15 protein-coding genes and 1 pseudogene are annotated in these 17,034 nt (G+C 62.6%); 7 read left to right on the top strand and 9 right to left on the bottom strand.

The window, feature by feature from the left end; genetic code table 11:
• Position 1 precedes the first annotated feature (1 nt).
• The 3 genes from J3A71_RS17570 to J3A71_RS17560 all read right to left on the bottom strand — a co-directional run bounded on the left by J3A71_RS17570 (position 2) and on the right by J3A71_RS17560 (position 1,722).
• Positions 2-754 carry an SDR family NAD(P)-dependent oxidoreductase gene (locus J3A71_RS17570; protein ID WP_096425980.1) on the bottom strand — a complete coding sequence of 251 codons (753 nt, stop codon included), beginning with the start codon at positions 752-754 and terminating at the stop codon, positions 2-4.
• The gene (locus J3A71_RS17565; protein WP_016486287.1) at positions 751-1,173 is read right to left on the bottom strand and encodes a nuclear transport factor 2 family protein; all 423 of its coding nucleotides are present in this window, start codon (positions 1,171-1,173) and stop codon (positions 751-753) included. Before J3A71_RS17565 ends, J3A71_RS17570 begins: the two co-directional genes overlap by 4 nt.
• A 102-nt stretch (positions 1,174-1,275) precedes the next feature.
• Positions 1,276-1,722, bottom strand: a complete 447-nt coding sequence (locus J3A71_RS17560; protein WP_016486288.1) for a PAS domain S-box protein — start codon at positions 1,720-1,722, stop codon at positions 1,276-1,278.
• Positions 1,723-1,876: 154 nt separating this feature from the next.
• On the opposite strand from J3A71_RS17560, the gene J3A71_RS17555 reads away from it, so the two are divergent.
• Entirely contained in the window at positions 1,877-2,764 is an 888-nt protein-coding gene (locus tag J3A71_RS17555) for a MerR family transcriptional regulator (RefSeq protein ID WP_096425981.1), read from the top strand.
• 70 nt (positions 2,765-2,834) lie between these two features.
• Here J3A71_RS17555 and J3A71_RS17550 read toward each other — a convergent pair whose 3' ends face one another.
• The 5 genes and pseudogenes from J3A71_RS17550 to J3A71_RS17530 form a co-directional block, all read right to left on the bottom strand.
• Positions 2,835-4,676: a potassium transporter Kup gene (locus J3A71_RS17550; RefSeq protein WP_049870375.1), complete on the bottom strand. Its 1,842-nt coding sequence runs from the start codon at positions 4,674-4,676 to the stop codon at positions 2,835-2,837.
• A gap of 227 nt (positions 4,677-4,903) precedes the next feature.
• The gene (locus tag J3A71_RS17545) at positions 4,904-5,395 is read right to left on the bottom strand and encodes a DUF1543 domain-containing protein (protein WP_060516681.1); all 492 of its coding nucleotides are present in this window, start codon (positions 5,393-5,395) and stop codon (positions 4,904-4,906) included.
• Positions 5,383-5,806 (bottom strand): annotated as a pseudogene (locus J3A71_RS17540) (type II toxin-antitoxin system YhaV family toxin). The gene J3A71_RS17545 and the pseudogene J3A71_RS17540 overlap by 13 nt, the downstream one beginning before the upstream one ends.
• A complete protein-coding gene (locus J3A71_RS17535) occupies positions 5,806-6,123 on the bottom strand; it encodes a type II toxin-antitoxin system PrlF family antitoxin (protein WP_096425982.1) in 318 nt (105 codons plus the stop codon). The pseudogene J3A71_RS17540 and the gene J3A71_RS17535 overlap by 1 nt, the downstream one beginning before the upstream one ends.
• A 184-nt stretch (positions 6,124-6,307) precedes the next feature.
• Complete coding sequence (locus tag J3A71_RS17530) at positions 6,308-7,651, bottom strand: MFS transporter (protein WP_231995328.1); 1,344 nt, start codon at positions 7,649-7,651, stop codon at positions 6,308-6,310.
• Between the two features lie 239 nt (positions 7,652-7,890).
• On the opposite strand from J3A71_RS17530, the gene J3A71_RS17525 reads away from it, so the two are divergent.
• The 4 genes from J3A71_RS17525 to J3A71_RS17510 all read left to right on the top strand — a co-directional run bounded on the left by J3A71_RS17525 (position 7,891) and on the right by J3A71_RS17510 (position 11,866).
• Complete coding sequence (locus J3A71_RS17525) at positions 7,891-8,658, top strand: 2-dehydro-3,6-dideoxy-6-sulfogluconate aldolase (protein WP_033731983.1); 768 nt, start codon at positions 7,891-7,893, stop codon at positions 8,656-8,658.
• A 106-nt stretch (positions 8,659-8,764) separates the two neighbouring features.
• A complete protein-coding gene (locus tag J3A71_RS17520; protein WP_095114978.1) occupies positions 8,765-10,162 on the top strand; it encodes an MFS transporter in 1,398 nt (465 codons plus the stop codon).
• Complete coding sequence (locus J3A71_RS17515; protein ID WP_016486297.1) at positions 10,155-11,114, top strand: 2-hydroxyacid dehydrogenase; 960 nt, start codon at positions 10,155-10,157, stop codon at positions 11,112-11,114. Before J3A71_RS17520 ends, J3A71_RS17515 begins: the two co-directional genes overlap by 8 nt.
• Complete coding sequence (locus tag J3A71_RS17510) at positions 11,114-11,866, top strand: TSUP family transporter (RefSeq protein WP_016486298.1); 753 nt, start codon at positions 11,114-11,116, stop codon at positions 11,864-11,866. Before J3A71_RS17515 ends, J3A71_RS17510 begins: the two co-directional genes overlap by 1 nt.
• Before the next feature lie 27 nt (positions 11,867-11,893).
• Here the strand turns inward: J3A71_RS17510 and J3A71_RS17505 are convergent, their stop codons facing one another.
• The gene (locus J3A71_RS17505) at positions 11,894-12,955 is read right to left on the bottom strand and encodes a LacI family DNA-binding transcriptional regulator (RefSeq protein WP_016486299.1); all 1,062 of its coding nucleotides are present in this window, start codon (positions 12,953-12,955) and stop codon (positions 11,894-11,896) included.
• Between the two features lie 228 nt (positions 12,956-13,183).
• Here J3A71_RS17505 and J3A71_RS17500 point away from each other — a divergent pair, with 228 nt between their 5' ends.
• Together J3A71_RS17500 and J3A71_RS17495 are read left to right on the top strand one after the other, a co-directional pair.
• Positions 13,184-14,938 carry a solute:sodium symporter family transporter gene (locus J3A71_RS17500; protein WP_031312052.1) on the top strand — a complete coding sequence of 585 codons (1,755 nt, stop codon included), beginning with the start codon at positions 13,184-13,186 and terminating at the stop codon, positions 14,936-14,938.
• Positions 14,935-16,974, top strand: coding sequence for an alpha-glucosidase (locus tag J3A71_RS17495; RefSeq protein WP_070086333.1), 2,040 nt, complete (start codon positions 14,935-14,937; stop codon positions 16,972-16,974). The genes J3A71_RS17500 and J3A71_RS17495 overlap by 4 nt, the downstream gene beginning before the upstream one ends.
• Positions 16,975-17,034: the final 60 nt, after the last annotated feature.

Genomic DNA, 17,034 nt, shown 5'->3' with positions numbered 1-17,034 from the left:
ATCATTCCTGTTCATGACGGGCGAGGCGTTGGCCGAGTGCCAAGCGCAGGCGCGCGGGTAACGCCCCTGACAGGCGCAATACCAGGGTGAAAAGACCGGGGAAGTTGATTTCCAGAGGCTGCCGGGGCAGGCGCGTGGCGATATGCCGCGCGGCGCGCTGTGCAGTCCACAGCTGCGGCATGGGGAAGTCGTTGCGACGGGTCAGTGGCGTGTCGACGAAGCCAGGGCTGACCAGGGTGACCGCGATCCCCTCGCGAGCCAGGTCGATTCGCTGTGACTCCACCAGGTAGCGCACCGCAGCCTTGGACGCACCGTAGGCGCCGGCGCGGGGCAGGGCCAGCCAGGTCACCGAACTGCCCATTACCACCAGGTGGGGGCGCTGGCCGGTGCGAAGCAAGGGCACGGCCGCCGCCAGGCAGTAGCTGACACCCAGCAGGTTTGTGCGCATTACACGCTCAACCAACGCAGGATCGAAGTGGCCCGGCTCCAGGTATTCGCACGTACCGGCATTGAGAATGGCCATGTCCAGCCCACCCCAGGCTTGCTCGATCCGCTCGGCGATCGCGGCGACCTGCTCCGGGTTGTCAAGATCGCCGATGGCCAGTAATACCTGCCCCGGAAACTGTTCGGCCAGAGGGGCAAGGCGATCGGCATGACGCCCGCCCAAGGCAACCTGGTGGCCTTGCTCCAGCAGGATGTGGGCGAGTGCGGCACCGATACCGCTGCTTGCGCCGGTCAACCAGCAGCGGCTCATGCCAGCCTGCCTTTGAGCCAGCGGATTGCACCACCCATGAGGGGGAGGTGTTCGTAAAGCAGGGCACCGGCGTCGAAATAGTCCTGGTGAAAATGCACGCGGTCGCGCCAATGCAGGCAGCTACACCCCTGCAACGTGATCGGCTGACCCCGGGCCAGGCGTGGGTGGCAAAACTGCAGTGTCCAACGCAGGTAGCCCTGCCCGGGCCTTACCTCGTCGGCGCTGGTGATGGCATAGCGGATATCCCTGGCGTTGGCATACAACTGCTCGAAATAGGCGCGCAGGGCCTGCAGCCCCTGTATGTGATGCAGTGGGTCACGAAAGGTGACATCTTCGCTGTACAGTTCTTCCAGCGTGTCGAGGTTAGCCCCATCGAGGCTGGCGAAGCGCTCGGCGAATTGCTGTAGGTATGCTGACATGCTGGGCTCCAGGCAATCCTGTACAAAATGGGTTTGTTGTACAGGTATAGCTGAAACTCAAGCATTAATCTATACAGCTAGAAAATCTTGTACAGGTTTTTGTCAGCCCTCGGTCTGGCCCAGTTGCCCGCGTAGTTCAGCCACTTCAGCCTCCAGCTCGCGTACCTTTTCTTCGGCGAATATCTGCGCTGTGACGTCACGCTGAATGCCGATGTAGTACGTCAGCTGGTCCGCTTCGTTGTACACGGGCGTGATGGACAACTCATTCCAGAACAGGCTCCCGTCCTTGCGGTAGTTGCGCAGCACCTGGCAGCAGGGGCGGCCTTCACGGATCGCCTCGCGGATGTTTGCCAGTCCTTCCTGGTCATGGTCCTCGCCCTGAAGAAAACGGCAGTCCTGATAGAGGATATCGTCGGCGCGATAGCCCGTGAGGCGCTCGAAAGCGGGGTTGACGTAAATCAGGATGCTTTCAGTGCCTTCCTGCTCGGCGACGACGATGCCATCGTTGGAATGCTCGACCATCAGTTGCAGGAGTTTCGCGGTGATCATAGGGCCCACCTACTGGCGTTTCATATGCGATATGCGCAGCGTAGCTTCTGTGCAGAAGGTATCGGCGCTGTTTGTTGCATGATGAACCAAGGCGGCTCGCCGCAGAAGGTGCATATGGGTTTAGAATGGCCTACCACTCGGATATCCCCTCGTTATGACAGACGCTACCCCACCCGATTTGCTACCTATGCGCGATGTTGTCAGCTTGACCGGCATCAATCCGGTGACCCTGCGTGCCTGGGAGCGGCGCCACGGGTTGATACGCCCGCAGCGTACCGAGGGTGGCCACCGCCTGTACACGGCGCGGGATGTTCAGCGCATACGCGACATCTTGCGCTGGACGGCAAACGGCCTGTCCGTCAGCAAGGTCGGTGATCTGCTCGCCGCCCAGCCTGAGGCTTCAGTGCAGCAGCATTCGGCCTTTGACGATTGGCGCGCGGCCGTTGCGCGTGCAACCAAGGCATTCGATCGGCCGGCGCTGGAGGGGATCCATGGTCAGTTGTTCACACTCCTGCCCAAGGCCACCGTGCTGCGTGAAGTGCTGATGCCAGTGTGGCATGACCTGGCTTCAGGCACAGCGCCCGGCCAGCGTAGCCAATGGTTGTTTCTCGACACGTTCTTGCGCGCCCGCTTGTTGCTGCGTCTGCAGATGAACCAGGTCGACGCGCCGCAGGTTTTGCTGGCCGGTAGCGAGGGGCAAGCCGAACTCAGTGTGTTGTGCGCCGGGCTCCTGTTGAGCAGCGAGCTACAGCGCATCGACGTGCTCGGTTGCGGGCAGCCACTTGAAGAGCTCCCCATCGTGTGTGCGGCCATGCAGCCTGCGGCACTGGTGATAAAAGTCCAGGCGCCGGTGAGCCCGGCCTTGGCCAAGCGCTTGCGCTCGTTGCAGATGGAAATCGCATGCCCGCTGGCCTTGATAGGCGAGGGGCTGGCCGATTCGCAACCCGTCCTGGGCGGAATCCCGCTATGCCTGCTGGACGAGGGAGGCGCTGACGCCGCGCGCATGCTGAACGCCTTGCATCGCGGTGCCCTTGACGTTTGAGCCAGGGGCTTGCCCCGTTGCCTTCGCTTTGTCGTAGAGTACGTATGGCGTCATGGCTGAGGCAGGCATCTCACATCTCGACCTGAGTGCCAAGCTCGATCACTCGGTTAAGCGGCAGCTGGAAGTACTTGAGATTGCTGTTGGCATTCTTGAGCAGGAATGCGAACAGGTGCTCTCGCCAGCGCGCCATGCCCATCTGCTTGCCTGCGATGACGGTCTCACGGCTCAGGAAATAAGTCGTTTGCATAGGGCCGAACTGGAGTTCAGCTTGCTGGCATCGGCTCAACGCCAGCGGCACGTTGGGTTCCTCCATGAAGCCGAAGTGCAGGTTCATGCGGAAGAATCCCCCACCAAATGCCTCGACCTCACAGCGCTGGCCAGCGCTGACCCGTGGCTCATCCTCAAAGACCACGGTCAACAAGACCACCTGCTCATGCAGCACCTGGTTGTGCAGCAGGTTATGCAGCAGCGCGTGGGGGACAGCTTCGGGCCGGGCAGAAAGGAAAACTGCCGTACCGCTCACCCGGTGCGGCGGCTGAGCCTGCAGGCTGGCGATGAACAGATCCAGTGGCAGTGAACTCTCGTCCAGCCGCTCGACGATCATCCGACGCCCCCGCTTCCAGGTGGTCATCAATATGAAAAGTGCCACGCCCGCGATCACCGGGAATGCACCGCCCTGGAGGATCTTCGGGGCGTTGGCGGCAAAATACAGGCTGTCCACCAGCAGGAACATGAGCAATGCAGGAATCGCCAGCCAGCGTGGCGTCTTCCACAGCAGCAGGACCACCGCCGAGGCCAGCAAGGTGGTAATCAGCATGGTGCCGGTTACCGCAACGCCGTAGGCCGCCGCCAGCGCGCCGGATGACTCGAAGCCGATTACCAGCAGCACTACGCCGACCATCAGCGCCCAGTTCACCATGCCGATGTAAATCTGCCCTTGCTCCTCGCTGGACGTGTGCTGAATGAACATACGCGGCACATAGCCCAGCTGAATGGCCTGGCGCGTCAGGGAGAACGCGCCGGAAATGACCGCCTGGGAGGCGATGATGGTGGCCAGGGTGGCCAGCCCTACCATGGGTAGCAGTGCCCACTCAGGTGCAAGCAGGTAGAACGGGTTGCGGACGGCTTGCGGATTGCCAAGGATAAGCGCGCCTTGGCCGAAGTAGTTGAGCACCAGCCCGGGCAGTACCAGCATGAACCAGGCGCGTGCGATGGGTTTGCGGCCAAAGTGCCCCATGTCTGCATACAACGCCTCAGCACCCGTGAGCGCCAGTACCACCGCGCCAAGGATGGCGACGCCCATACCTGGATGAAGCAAGAAAAACTTCACCGCCCAAATCGGGTTCAGCGCTTGCAGCACCTCGGGCCGCTGCACGATGCCATAGATGCCCAACGCACCGAGAACCACAAACCAAAGCACCATCACCGGCCCGAACAGGATGCCTATCCGTGCGGTGCCGTGCTTCTGGATCAGGAACAGCGCCACCAGCACCACCACTGACAGCGGCACGACCCAGTGCTCGATGCCGTCAAAGGCGAGCTGTAACCCCTCTACAGCCGACAACACCGAGATTGCCGGTGTGATCATGCTGTCGCCATAGAACAGCGCGGCGCCGAACAGACCGAGCAGCACCAGTATCTGGCCAAGCCGCTTGTAGGGCGCCGCAGCACGGTGCGCCAGCGCGGTCAGGGCCATGATGCCCCCCTCACCCTGGTTGTCGGCCCGCAGGATGAACAGCACGTACTTGAGTGAAACCACCCAGATCAGCGACCAGAACACCAGCGACAGCACGCCAAGCACCCCGGCGGTGTTGGCCTGTACGCCGTAATGGCCTGCGAATACTTCTTTGAGGGTGTACAGCGGGCTGGTGCCGATGTCGCCGTAGACCACACCGACGGCGGCGACGAGCATGCCGATGCCGGTAGTTTTGCTGGGATGGGGGTGGTTTGCTGCGATGGCGGTCTGGGTCACGAACTGTTTCTCTGCACGGTCGAATAGATGCGCATGCCATCCCTGAGCATCGCGCGATCAGTATCCATTCAGGTAAACCGTCTGGTCGTAAAAAAGGCGTAAAAAAATGATCCTCTCAGTTCAGTGCCGCTCCACGAGCTGGCAGCCGTTAGCGCGGTGTGCGAACCTCAGAGCAGGATATAGTCGCTGTATTGACGCGACCCGCCATGTTCACCTTCGATCAAGTGCACATAGTGCCCGCCCACCAGGTCGACTGGCAGGCAATCGTCAACTTCCAGTACTGCATCGGTATGCGGCTTGCGCCAGCCTGCCTGCATGCGTTGCTTGCCCAGTTGCTTGGCCTGGGCCTTGTCCCTCGCCACTATCAGCAGGTAGCGGTGCGCCTCGCCAAATACCTGCGGCTCGTAGCCGCCCAGGTTGATGAAGAACAGCCGCGGGTCATCCGGGCCTGGGGCCAGCTGGCTGAACGTGACACGGTAGTGATCGATACCGTCAACTTCCAGCCACGAGTCGATGTGCAGGCCTGCACGGCTGCCGAACCAGCCTTCGCGCAATTGCGGGTACGCTTGCTGCAGGGAATCTGCCTGCGCGAACAGCACATCGTGTACCTCGATACTGGCCCGTGGGTGGCGGCCACCGAGCATGACTACATACAGCATGAGCAATTCCTTGAGGGGGCAGAAGACGCGTTATTCTGCGGGTTGTACAGGGTTTCCCATTTGCGCCACACCCGGGCCTTGGTTGTACCTAAGGTATTTTCGTCGTTGACCCATGCATAGACGATGACCTTGGACCTTGAGTCGTAGCGAAAGAACAGCCGAAAGCGCCTGCCGATTTTTGCGCGGCGCCAATGTCTGTAGGCGGTGCCCAGCGTGTTGCCTTGGCGGAACTCATCACGGCCTGGGTCGGCAGGCACAGCCTCCATGATCAGATGGCTCAATGCCCGCGTTGGCGTTGCTCTCAAAACCTTGCAGGTCGTTCTGCTCGGCCCGGGCGGCGGCTTCTTGCAATTTGCGTAGCTGTAAAGTCACGCCTTCATGGAACAACAGTGTCCAGTCATGTCGCAGCATCAGATCGCGACCTCACCATCGATATCTTCATCGAGGTTTACGCAGTGATTTGCGTTGGCGAGCATGGTTTGCGCCAAGCCTTTCGGCAAAGTGGTGAGGTTGCGGCCTCCTCGGATATCAGCCTCCAGCAAACCCAGGAACGCTCCGATGGCAGGGTCTTCGTGGGTGGTTTCTACGCGGCTGACCACGATTTCACCCCCACGTACGTCGAATGCAATCTTGCCACCAGCGTCAATGCCCAAAAGCTGGCGAGCGGATTTGGGCAGTGTGACCTGCCCCTTTGAGCTCAACGTGGCGATTTCGTGGATGGCAGGCATGAGCGTTCTCCCGGATATACAGATTGAACGGTAAGGAATAATCCTTACATGGTCAGTCTTGGTTTTCTGCTGATCAGGCACAAGTAGGGTTAAGGCTCAGAAATTTAACAGAATGAGTTTCACCGCTTCCCGGGCCGCGACGGCCCAGATGATCGATGCATTTTCGCTGACAGGCATGGGGTGTTCAGTGTCCAGCAGGCTTGGGCTTAGGCGTAGACGAGGGCGACGGCGAAGCGCCTGGGAGGGTTTCCGGAAGCGCTACCAGCACCAGTATGAAGGCGGCCCCGGCAATGGCCGCCAGGGTCAGGAATGCCGTATCGTAGCCAGCGTTCTGGACTACCAGCCCGGCAATCCCAGGGCTCAACGCAGCACCCACCCCGAATACCGTCGTCAGCGCGCCTAGGCTGACATTGAATCGTCCGGTACCTTCGGTCAAGTCCTTGACCACGATCGGGAACAACGCACCGAAAATGCCCGCGCCGATGCCGTCGAGCAGTTGCACACCCACCAGCCAGAACGGGTTGTCGGAAACCATGTAAAGCACACCTCGCAGCGGCAGGATGAGAAAGCCGGCCAGCAGGAACGGCTTGCGTCCCCAATGCTCGGCCTTGGCCCCTACCAGCAACGCCATCGGCACCATCACCAACTGCGCCGCGACGATGCAGGCAGAGGTGAGCGGCGTGGCGAGGCGCAGATCAATCTGCGACAGCTTCTGGCTTACCAGCGGTAGCATCGCCGCGTTGGCCAGATGGAACAGCGCGCAACACACGGCGAATACCAGCAGGGTGCGGTTGTGCAGCAGCAGCTTCAACCCGGCAGGGTGGTCATCACCTCCGGGGCCGTGGTCGAGGCCACGTGCCAACTGGTGGTCGATGGCTGCGGCGTCTAACTGGGCCACGGCCACGATGCTGGCCACGGTCATGAAGGCCATCAGGTAGAACACCACCACCGGGCCGAACAGGTAGGCCAACCCTCCTGCCAGCAAGGCCGAGCAGGCATTGCCGGCGTGGTTGAACGTTTCGTTGCGGCCCACTCGGCGTGTGAATGCCTTGGGGCCGCTGATGCCCAGCGAGATGGCGGCGATTGCCGGCGCGAATACCGAACCCGCCAGGGCACCGACCGCCTGCGTAATGGCCACTGCAGCGAATGACGATAGCCACGGCAGTAGCAGGCAACTACCGGTCACCAGCAGGGCGGCGGCGACCACCACTGCGCGCTTGGCCTTGGTGCTGTCGATCAGCGCTCCGGCTGGCGTTTGCGCCAGCAATGCCGTGATGCCCGCCAGGCTCATCACCAGGCCGATTTCGGCCGGTTGCCAATGGTGCACGGCAAGCAGGTAGATGGCCAGGTAAGGGCCGAGCCCGTCGCGCACGTCGGCCAAGAAGAAGTTCAGCCAGTCCAGAGCGCGCCGTTGTGAGGGGAGGGGCTTTGTGTTCAAGCACGATACCTCGGACAAGCCAAATGCGTGATTGGCAATGGCAAGCCCCGCTATCAGGCAAAGCCGATGCTCACCGTTATCTGTGAACATTGACTGTGAAGGCGAGTGACAGGTTCCGGCTGGCTCGTACTGACCTCTGGCCCTCCAAATTTCGGGCGTCTGACACGGGTTCAGAGGAGCCAAGCGGATAAAATCGTAGCGCTGCGATTAATAATCCAGTAGGCTCTCTGGAAAAATCGTAGCGCTACGATTTTGCTTCGTAGCGCTGGTTGATCAACCCTCAGGAGGTCGCCATGTCCACTGCTGTCACGCCCCCCACCTTCACCCCTCTGCTGAAACGCCAATCTGCACCGCTCGGTACGTGGCTCATGTCTGCATCGCCCAGCACGGCAGAAGCGCTGGGTTACGCAGGCTTCGACTGGCTGCTCGTGGACATGGAGCACGTACCGATCGAGTTCCGCGACCTCTGGCACATCCTGCAGGCCATCCAATACACCGGTGCGCAGCCGATCGTGCGAGTGGCCGCCAATGATCCGGTGCTGCTCAAGCGCGCACTGGACCTGGGGTCGACCAATGTGATGGTGCCCTTCGTGGAGAATGCCGAGCAGGCCAGAGCAGCAGTCAGCGCGGTCAAGTATCCACCGATGGGTACCCGCGGCTTCGCAGCCGTGCACCGCGCCAGCCGCTACGGCACCTGGAAGGGCTATGGCCAGCAGGCCAATGATTCGGTGTGCTGCATCCTGCAGATCGAGACCGCCACCGCGTTGGCCAACCTCGAGGAAATCGCAGCCGTGCCGGGTGTCGATGCGCTGTTCCTCGGCCCAGGTGACCTGTCCAGTGTCTGTGGCCATATCGGCAACCCGGCGCACCCTGATATCCAGGCCATGATCAGCGATGCGATCGTGCGCTGCAAAGCCATCGGCATGCCCATCGGCATCGTCGGCGGCACGCCGGAGCTGGTCGGCAGCTACCTGGAGCAGGGCTACGCCTTCGCCGCCGTGGCCTCGGATATGGCGATGATGATGAGCAAGGCCAATGAACTGCTGGTCGCCCTGAAAGGCCGCCAGGCGCCCGAAGCGGTAGCGACAGCCTACTGACCGCTACCGTTGCACCCAGCGCAGGCTACCTCCGTGTTGCGGTAGCCGATTGAGCATCCCTACAAGAACAACAAACCGGCGCCATCGCGCGCCGGAAGGACTCTCGATGAATCAGGCACCCATTTCCGGCCACGTCGCGGCCAGCACCGCGGCAACAGCGACGCCTTCACGCACGCGCTACTGGATCATTCTCATCCTGTTCCTCGTGTCGACGCTGAACTACGGCGACCGCGGCATCCTGTCGATCACCGGCTCCGCCATCCAGGGGGAGTTCGCGCTCAGCCCGGTGCAGATGGGCTGGATATTCTCGGCGTTCGCCTGGGCCTATGTGCTGGGCCAGTTACCCGGTGGCTGGCTGCTGGACCGCTACGGTTCCAAGCGCACCTATGCCGTCAGCATTTTCTGCTGGTCGCTGCTGACGTTGGTCCAGGCGTTCAACGGCGGCTCGAACGTCAGCCTGGTGGTGACGGCATTCTTTGCCCTGCGCTTTCTGGTGGGCCTGGCCGAAGCGCCTGCGGCACCGGGCAACAGCCGGATGGTCGCCTCATGGTTCCCGGCCAGTGAGCGGGGCACGGCTTCGTCGATCTTCAACTCCGGCCAGTATTTCGCGATCGTGCTGTTCGCGCCGATCAGCGGCTGGCTGATCCACGCCTATGGCTGGCGTTCGGTGTACCTGATGATGGGCGTGCTGGGGTTCATCATGGCCTGGGTCTGGGTACGCAAGGTGCATTCGCCCCTGGAACACCCGCGTATTAATCAGGCCGAGCTGGACTACCTGCGTGAAGGCGGTGCGGTGGTCGACATGGATGCCCACCTCGGCAAGCAGCGCAAAGCCGACGGCGCACTGAAACTGCCTGCGATCCTCAAGGGGTTGCTGACCAGCCGGATGATGGTGGGGATCTACATCGGCCACTACTGCTTCTCCACCATTACCTATTTCTTCACCACCTGGTTCCCGATCTACCTGGTGCAGGAGCGCGGCATGTCGATCTTGCAGGCCGGCTTCCTGGCCTCGATCCCGGCGATCTGCGGTTTCGTCGGCAACCTGCTTGGCGGCCTCTGTTCCGACGGCATCATGCGCAAGACCGGCTCATTGAGCCTGGCGCGCAAGGTGCCGATCATCGTCGGGCTGCTGGCCTCCACCAGCATGATCATCTGCAACTACGTGTCCTTGCCCTGGATGGTCATTGCGATCATGGCGTTCGCCTTCTTCGGCAAAGGCTTCGCCTCACTGGGCTGGGCGGTCATGGCCGACGCCGCGCCACGGCAGGCCGGAGGGGTGACGGCCGGGCTGTTCAACACCTTCGGCAACATCGGTGGCATCACCACCCCCATCATCATTGGCTTCATCGTGCAGGCCACCGGTTCGTTCAACATGGCACTGGTGTTCGTTGCGGCCAATGCGCTGCTGGCGATGTTCAGTTACCTGGTGGTGGTCGGCCCGCTGCGTCGCCTTGAACTGACCGCAGCTATACCTGGCAAGAGAGAGAATCGTGATGTCTGATGCAAGACCGTGGGTGCTGACCGTTGGCCCACTGCTGCCTGCCTTGCAGTCACAGCTTGAGCAGCACTATCGGCTACTGGATCTGTGGCGCTGCGATTCGCCTGCCGCGCTGCTGGCCGAGCAGGGCGCACACGTGCAGGCGGTGGTGACCACGGGAGTGCACGGTGCCAGCGCGAACCTGATCGAGCAGTTACCGGCCTTGCGCGCCATCGTCTGCTTCGGTGTGGGTACCGACGCCGTCGACCTGAAAGCAGCCAGCGCCCGGGGTATCCAGGTCAGTAACACACCGGATGTGCTCAACGATTGCGTGGCCGACGCCGCCATGGCCCTGCTGCTGGCCGTCGCCCGGCAAGTGGTGGTGGCTGACCGCTTCGTCAGAGCCGGGCGCTGGGGTGCAGAGCGCTTTGGTCTGACCACCGCGCTGGGCGGCAAAAGGTGCGGCATCCTTGGCATGGGGCCGATCGGCCAGGCCATTGCCCGGCGTGCCAGCGCCTTTGGCATGCAGGTGAGCTATTCGAGCCGTAGGCCAAAGCCGCAGCTGGCATACGCCTACCACGAGTCGTTGCTGGCACTGGCCGAGCGCAGTGATTTCCTGGTGCTGGCTGTGCCCGGTGGCACTGCCACCGACGGGCTGGTCAACCAGCAGGTGCTGGAGGCACTGGGCGCCAATGGGATGCTGGTCAACGTGGCGCGGGGCTCGGTAGTGGATCAGCCTGCCCTGATCGAGGCGCTGAGCAACGGCCGGATTGCCGGGGCGGCACTGGACGTGTTTGCGGATGAGCCGCACGTGCCTGCCGCCTTGCGTGAACTGGATACGGTTGTGCTGTCGCCGCATGTGGCCAGTGGCACCCAGGAAACACGTCAGGCCATGGCCGACAGGGTGCTTGCCAACCTGGCAGCGCTGTTTGCCACCGGCCGGGTGCTGCACCCGGTGCGTGAGGGCGCGCAGTGATGGAGCTGTGGCAGCATTTTGGTTTCATGTTGTGTGTCGTCGTCGCCACCTTTGCCCAGAACGCCACCGGCTTTGCTTTCGGCCTGTTGTTGCTGGGGCTGACGGGCATGTTAGGCCTGGCGCCCATGGAAACCGTGGCGAACGTGAGCTCGATTCTGACACTGGCCAACGCGCTGGTCATGGTGCGCAAGTGGCCGGAGCTGCCGCGCCGCCTCGTACTGCTGGTGCTGGCCTGCAGCCTGGTGGGCGTCGTGGGAGGCGTGCAGTTGCTGTCATTGCTGGGTACGCATGAGCGAGACCTGCTGGAGATCATCCTCGGCATCACCATCATCGTCTGCAGCTTCATGCTGGTGCTGCAGTCCCAAGGTCGCCAGCAGATGTCGGGGCGGGTTGGTTTCGCCTTTTATGCCAGTGTTTCCGGGGTGATGGGCGGGCTGTTTTCCAGCGCCGGGCCGCCGTTGGTCTACCAGCTCTATCGCCAGCCACTGGCCGTGCAGGTCATCCGCGACACGCTGATCGTGGTGTTCGCGGTCAATGCCTTGATGCGCCTGAGCGTGGTGGTGGCGACACACCGGTTCGAGCTGCAGGCGGGCTACCTCGCACTGGAGGCATTGCCGATCGTGTTCCTGCTGACCTGGTGGATGCGCCGCCACCCGTTGGCCATTTCACCGCGGGTGCTGCGCCTGGCGGTGTTCGGCCTGTTGCTGCTGGCAGGCGCGAGCCTGATCGGCAAGGTGCTGGTGGCCGCTTAGCCTGGCTGGTGGTACTGCGTGCGCCTGTTACTGGCGCACACTGCTCTCGCGCACGACCAACTCGAAGCCCAGGTCAACGACCTGGGGTTGATCGGGGAGGGTGCCCGCTTCAATCCAGGTCAATAGCTGGCTGGCCACGGTCCGCCCGATCTCGGCAGGGTAGGGGCGTACGGTGGTCAGGCGCGGCGCGCTGAGCTTGCTCAGTGGCAGGTCGCCAAAGCCGGCGATCGCCAGTTGTTCCGGCACGGCAATGCCGCGGCGCTGGGCTTCGAACAGTGCCGCGATGGCCAGCACATCGTTCGAGCAGCACAGCCCTTGTGGCCCGTCGCCGTGGCGGGCGATTTCATCGAACACTTCGCTGAGCTCGGCCTGCGAGGTGTTCTGTTCCAGCGCGATCACTTGCGCGGTCTGCCCCTTGTCGGCCAGCCACGCAGTGAACCCTTCGGCACGCTGACGGGCGCGGTGGTCGAGGTGCATGCGCGTGCCGACATAGACGAAACGCTCCAACCCCTGGGCATACAAGTGCTCGGCCAGGGCCGCGCCGACGGCCTCGTGGTAGAAGCCGACTTGCAGGTGGAACGGGTCGTTGCCCAGCTCCCACATCTGTGCCACCGGAATGCCGGTGGCTTCGAGCAGCGGGCGGGCGGCAGTGTGGTCACTGCCGGTGACGACCAGGGCCGACGGCGACCAGGACAAGTGGGCGCGCAGCAGTTCCAGCTCACGTTCCGGGTCGTAGTCGCTGTTGCCGATCAGCAGCTGGTAGCCACGGCTCTCGAACACTTCCTGCATGGCGCTGAGGGTTTCCGAGAAGAACGCGTTGACCATCGAGGGCACGATCACGGCGACTGTCCGGCTGTGGTTGCCTGCCAGTGCGCCGGCCAGACGGTTGATGGTGTAGCCGGTGTCGGCGATGGCCTGGCGGATTCGCTCTGCACGTTTGCTGGAGACCGCTTCGGGATCACGCAGAAACAGCGAAACCGTGCTGGGGGACACCTTGGCCTGTTCAGCAACCACACCCATGGTCACCCGGCTGGCTCGGGGGCGGCGTGCTTCGCCGATGCTGATTTCGCTGTCTGATCTGTCGCTCATCGCCACCTCATTTTTCGAAGGCAAAAGCATGCGAGCGCGGCGATGCCAAGTCAATCGCAAAAGCGCCTCGTTGACCCACAGGTGTTCGTTTTCGAAAATCAGTGTGTCATTTCGAATAAAATCGTAGCGCTACGATTTTGCCTGCGATAAGCTCATCGGGTAATTTTGCAGCGCTGCGATTTTGCCGTTGCAACGCTGCCCAACCCGCGTTGGAGAACAAATATAAAAATGAGCACTTCCCTTTTTACCTTCCTGAGCATGCTGTTTTTCACTGTGCTGGTTGCAGTGATCTCCTATCGGTTCACCCGCCAGGCCAAGGACGTCGGCGCCCATGGTTACTTCATGGCGAGCGGCGGCCTCAATGGCTGGTTCATTGCCGGCTCGATGATGCTGACCAACCTGTCGATCGACCAACTGGTCGGCCTCAATGGTGACTCTTACGCCCACAACCTAAGTTCCATGGCTTGGGAAGCGACTGCTGCCGTTTCGACGATCGCCCTGGCCCTGTTCTTCCTGCCACGCTACCTGCGCGGCGGCTTTTCGACCCTGCCGGAGTTCATCGAGAAGCGTTACGACCGCACCACGCGCCGGGTGGTCAGCGCGCTGATGGTTGCCACCTACACCTTGGTGCTCAACCCGGCCTCGCTGTACCTGGGGGCGATCACCTTCAACCAGATCTTCGACCTGCAGGGCATTCTCGGCTGGTCCTACCCGGCCACCATCAGCCTGCTGATCGTCGCAACCGGGGTGATCGGCGCCGCCTATGCGGTGCTGGGCGGGCTGCGGGCGGTGGCGGTGTCAGACACCATCAACGGCATCGGCTTGCTGGTGGTGGTGATACTGATTCCGATCATCGGCCTGTGGACGCTGGGGCAGGGTGACGTGTTGTCCGGTGCTCAGACCCTGTTGCACGACAACCCACAGAAGCTCAACGCCATTGGCGGCAGTGAAGACAAGGTGCCGTTCGGCGCGGTGTTCACCGGGATGATCTTCGCCAACCTGTTCTACTGGTGCACCAACCAGGCCATCGTGCAGAAGAGCATGGCCGCCCGAAACCTGGCCGAGGGCCAGAAGGGCGTGCTGCTGTCGGGTTGCCTGAAGCTGCTGGTGCCGCTGGCCATGCTGATGCCTGGGGTGATCGCCTGGCACCTGTTCCGCGACCAGCCACTGGCCAACTCGGACCTGGCCTATCCGGCACTGGTCGCGGCGCTGATGCCCTGGTGGATGAAAGGGTTCTTCGTGGCGGTGATCTTCGGCACCGTGATGAGCCATTTCAACGCGATCATCAATGGCACGGCCACGCTGCTGACCTATGACTTCTACAAGTCGATCCGGCCCATGGCCTCGGACGAGGCGCTGGTGCGCTTCGGCAAACGCGTCAGTGTGATTGCGGCACTGGTGTCGCTGGTGGTGGCACCGATGCTGATGTACACCCCGGAAGGCATCTATGCGGTACTGCGCCGCTTCACCGGCTTCTTCAACATGCCGATCATTGCCATCATGCTGTTCGGTTTCTTCAGCGCCCGTGGCGGTGCGACACCGGCGAAACTGGTGCTTGGCCTGCATGCGGTGTGCTACGCGGTGCTGGTGCTGGGGCTGAAGATCGACACACGCCTGGGCATCAGCTTCATCCATGTCATGGGCATCATGTTCGCCATCGAGATGGCCTTGCTGGTGCTGCTGCGCAAGCACTTCGACCGCGCTACCCCGTATGTCTCGCCGACCCCTGCGCGCACCGTGGACCTTACCCCATGGCGACATGCCGGCAGTTTCAGTGTGGTGCTGTTCGCAGCCCTGGTTTCCATCTACCTGACCTTCTCACCGCTGGGGGTCGCCCGTGTCGGCGGACCTTCCGGCCTCTACCTGCCGCTGCTGGCGCTGACCTGGCTGCTGGCCTTTGCCGGCGCTGCCCTGTGCCGCCGCCGTTTTCGACACCTGACTGTCACCCATGCCCTGCCTGACTATGAGACCAACCCACGATGAATAGCGTATCCATCCCCCAGAACGTGAACCTGCACCAGGCAGGTGAGCAGATCCGCCTGGAAGTGGACGGGCGCCTGCTGTGGTGCCACAGCCCGCTGCAGCCGGCGGTGTTTGCCGGCTATGGCGAGGCCGATATTGAAATGCAGCGCGGCAATTTCCGCATCCGTGACTACGTGCAGGAGCGGGTTGCCCTGCGCCACGCCCGGCTCGATGCGCAGGCGGGTCTGATCGAGCTGCGCGCCTGGGCCGAGGGGCCGCTGCTGCTGACCCTGCGCCTGGACTGCCAGGGCGAGCGCGTGCGCCTGCTCATGCAGGCGCCGCAGCCAGGTTGCAACCGCCTGTGGCTGCGTCTGCCGGCCGAAGCGGATGAGCAGGTCTGGGGCTGCGGCGAGCAGATGTCCTATCTGAACCTGCGCGGACGCAACTTCCCGCTGTGGACTTCCGAGCCGGGCGTAGGCCGGGACAAATCGACCTGGCTGACCTTGCAGGCCGACAACGAAGCCAATGCCGGTGGTGACTACTACCACACCAATTACCCGCAACCGACATTCATGTCCTCGCGCCGCTATTGCGCGCACCTGGTCACCTGCGCCTATGCCGATTTCGATTTCCGCCAGGGCGATTTCCACGAGCTGCAGGTGTGGGCGATACCGGAGGCGCTGGAATTCTTCGTCGGCGACAGCTACATCGATCTGGTCGGTGCGTTGAGCCGCTATTTCGGCCGCCAGCCACGGCTGCCGGAGTGGGTGCTCGACGGGGCGATCCTCGGCCTGAAGAACGGCCGAGAGCATGCGGAGCAGCACCTGAAGACCGCGCTCGAAGAGGGTGCGAAAGTCAGCGCACTGTGGTGCGAAGACTGGGAAGGGTTGCGCATCACCTCGTTCGGCAAGCGCTTGTTCTGGGACTGGCAGTGGAACGCCGAGCGCTACCCGGACCACCAGGCCTGGGTCGGCAGCCTGCATGAGCGCGGATTGCGTTTCCTCGGCTACGTGAACCCTTACCTGTGCAATGACGGTCCACTGTTTGCCGAAGCCCAGGCAGCTGGCTACCTGGCCACCACTGCCGAGGGCGCTACCTACCTGGTCGACTTCGGCGAGTTCCTCTGTGGGGTGGTCGATTTCACCCTGCCGGCGGCGGCGCAGTGGTTCGAAACCCGGATCATCGGTCAGGAAATGCTCGACAAGGGGCTGTCAGGCTGGATGGCGGACTTTGGCGAGTACCTGCCGATCGATGTCAAGCTGGCCGGCGGTGCCGACCCCATGCTCGAACACAATGCCTGGCCGGTGCGCTGGGCCGAGGTCAATGCCCGCGCCATTGCCGCGGCTGGGCGCACGGGGGATGCGCTGTTCTTCATGCGCGCCGGGTACAGCGGGGTGCAGGCGCACTGCCCGTTGCTCTGGGCGGGTGACCAGTCGGTCGATTTCAGCCGCCACGATGGCCTGCAGACAGTGATCTGTGGCGCATTGTCTTCAGGCCTGCTGGGCAATGCCTATCACCACAGTGATATCGGTGGCTACACCAGCCTTTATGGCAACTGCCGTACCGCCGAGCTGTTCCAGCGCTGGGCGGAAATGGCGGCGTTCACCCCGGTGATGCGCACGCACGAAGGCAACCGCCCGGACCAGAACCTGCAGTTCTGGCAAGACCCGGCCACCCTAGCGCACTTTGCCCGCATGACTCGGCTGTTCGCCGGCATGAAACCCTATGTCGAAAGCCTGATGGATGAAGCCCAGGCCAGCGGCCTGCCATTGCAGCGGCCACTGTTCCTGCATCACGAACAGGACACCGGCTGCTATGGCGTCCAGGACCAGTACCTGTATGGGCGCGATCTGTTGGTGGCCCCCGTGCATGCCGAGGGTAAAACGCACTGGAGCGTCTACCTGCCGGCTGGCGAGACCTGGCAGCACTGGTGGAGCAGCGAGCGCTTCGAGGGCGGCCAGCGTGTCGAGGTGGCGGCGCCACTGGGGCAACCGCCGGTGTTCAGCCGGGTGGGCAGCCGCTGGCAAGCCTTGTTCGAGAGCCTGACCGTGCTCTGATCCGGCACGGCTACCTGGATTTGTCCCAATGCGCGCCTGCCTTGGCAGGCGCGTCGGCCC

The organism is Pseudomonas sp. PvP089 (assembly GCF_017875165.1).
GTDB classification, from domain to species: Bacteria; Pseudomonadota; Gammaproteobacteria; order Pseudomonadales; family Pseudomonadaceae; genus Aquipseudomonas; species Aquipseudomonas fortuita.
This window is presented reverse-complemented; position numbering and strand designations above follow the sequence as displayed.

What these genes read in the sequence shown, in the direction of transcription:
- J3A71_RS17570 (WP_096425980.1), bottom strand. Translation starts at nt 754, where the DNA reads ATGAGCCGCTGCTGGTTGACCGGCGCAAGCAGCGGTATCGGTGCCGCA.
- J3A71_RS17565 (WP_016486287.1), bottom strand. Translation starts at nt 1,173, where the DNA reads ATGTCAGCATACCTACAGCAATTCGCCGAGCGCTTCGCCAGCCTCGAT.
- J3A71_RS17560 (WP_016486288.1), bottom strand. Translation starts at nt 1,722, where the DNA reads ATGATCACCGCGAAACTCCTGCAACTGATGGTCGAGCATTCCAACGAT.
- J3A71_RS17555 (WP_096425981.1), top strand. Translation starts at nt 1,877, where the DNA reads ATGACAGACGCTACCCCACCCGATTTGCTACCTATGCGCGATGTTGTC.
- J3A71_RS17550 (WP_049870375.1), bottom strand. Translation starts at nt 4,676, where the DNA reads ATGCTCGTCGCCGCCGTCGGTGTGGTCTACGGCGACATCGGCACCAGC.
- J3A71_RS17545 (WP_060516681.1), bottom strand. Translation starts at nt 5,395, where the DNA reads ATGCTGTATGTAGTCATGCTCGGTGGCCGCCACCCACGGGCCAGTATC.
- J3A71_RS17535 (WP_096425982.1), bottom strand. Translation starts at nt 6,123, where the DNA reads ATGCCTGCCATCCACGAAATCGCCACGTTGAGCTCAAAGGGGCAGGTC.
- J3A71_RS17530 (WP_231995328.1), bottom strand. Translation starts at nt 7,651, where the DNA reads ATGTTCACAGATAACGGTGAGCATCGGCTTTGCCTGATAGCGGGGCTT.
- J3A71_RS17520 (WP_095114978.1), top strand. Translation starts at nt 8,765, where the DNA reads ATGAATCAGGCACCCATTTCCGGCCACGTCGCGGCCAGCACCGCGGCA.
- J3A71_RS17515 (WP_016486297.1), top strand. Translation starts at nt 10,155, where the DNA reads ATGTCTGATGCAAGACCGTGGGTGCTGACCGTTGGCCCACTGCTGCCT.
- J3A71_RS17510 (WP_016486298.1), top strand. Translation starts at nt 11,114, where the DNA reads ATGGAGCTGTGGCAGCATTTTGGTTTCATGTTGTGTGTCGTCGTCGCC.
- J3A71_RS17505 (WP_016486299.1), bottom strand. Translation starts at nt 12,955, where the DNA reads ATGAGCGACAGATCAGACAGCGAAATCAGCATCGGCGAAGCACGCCGC.
- J3A71_RS17500 (WP_031312052.1), top strand. Translation starts at nt 13,184, where the DNA reads ATGAGCACTTCCCTTTTTACCTTCCTGAGCATGCTGTTTTTCACTGTG.
- J3A71_RS17495 (WP_070086333.1), top strand. Translation starts at nt 14,935, where the DNA reads ATGAATAGCGTATCCATCCCCCAGAACGTGAACCTGCACCAGGCAGGT.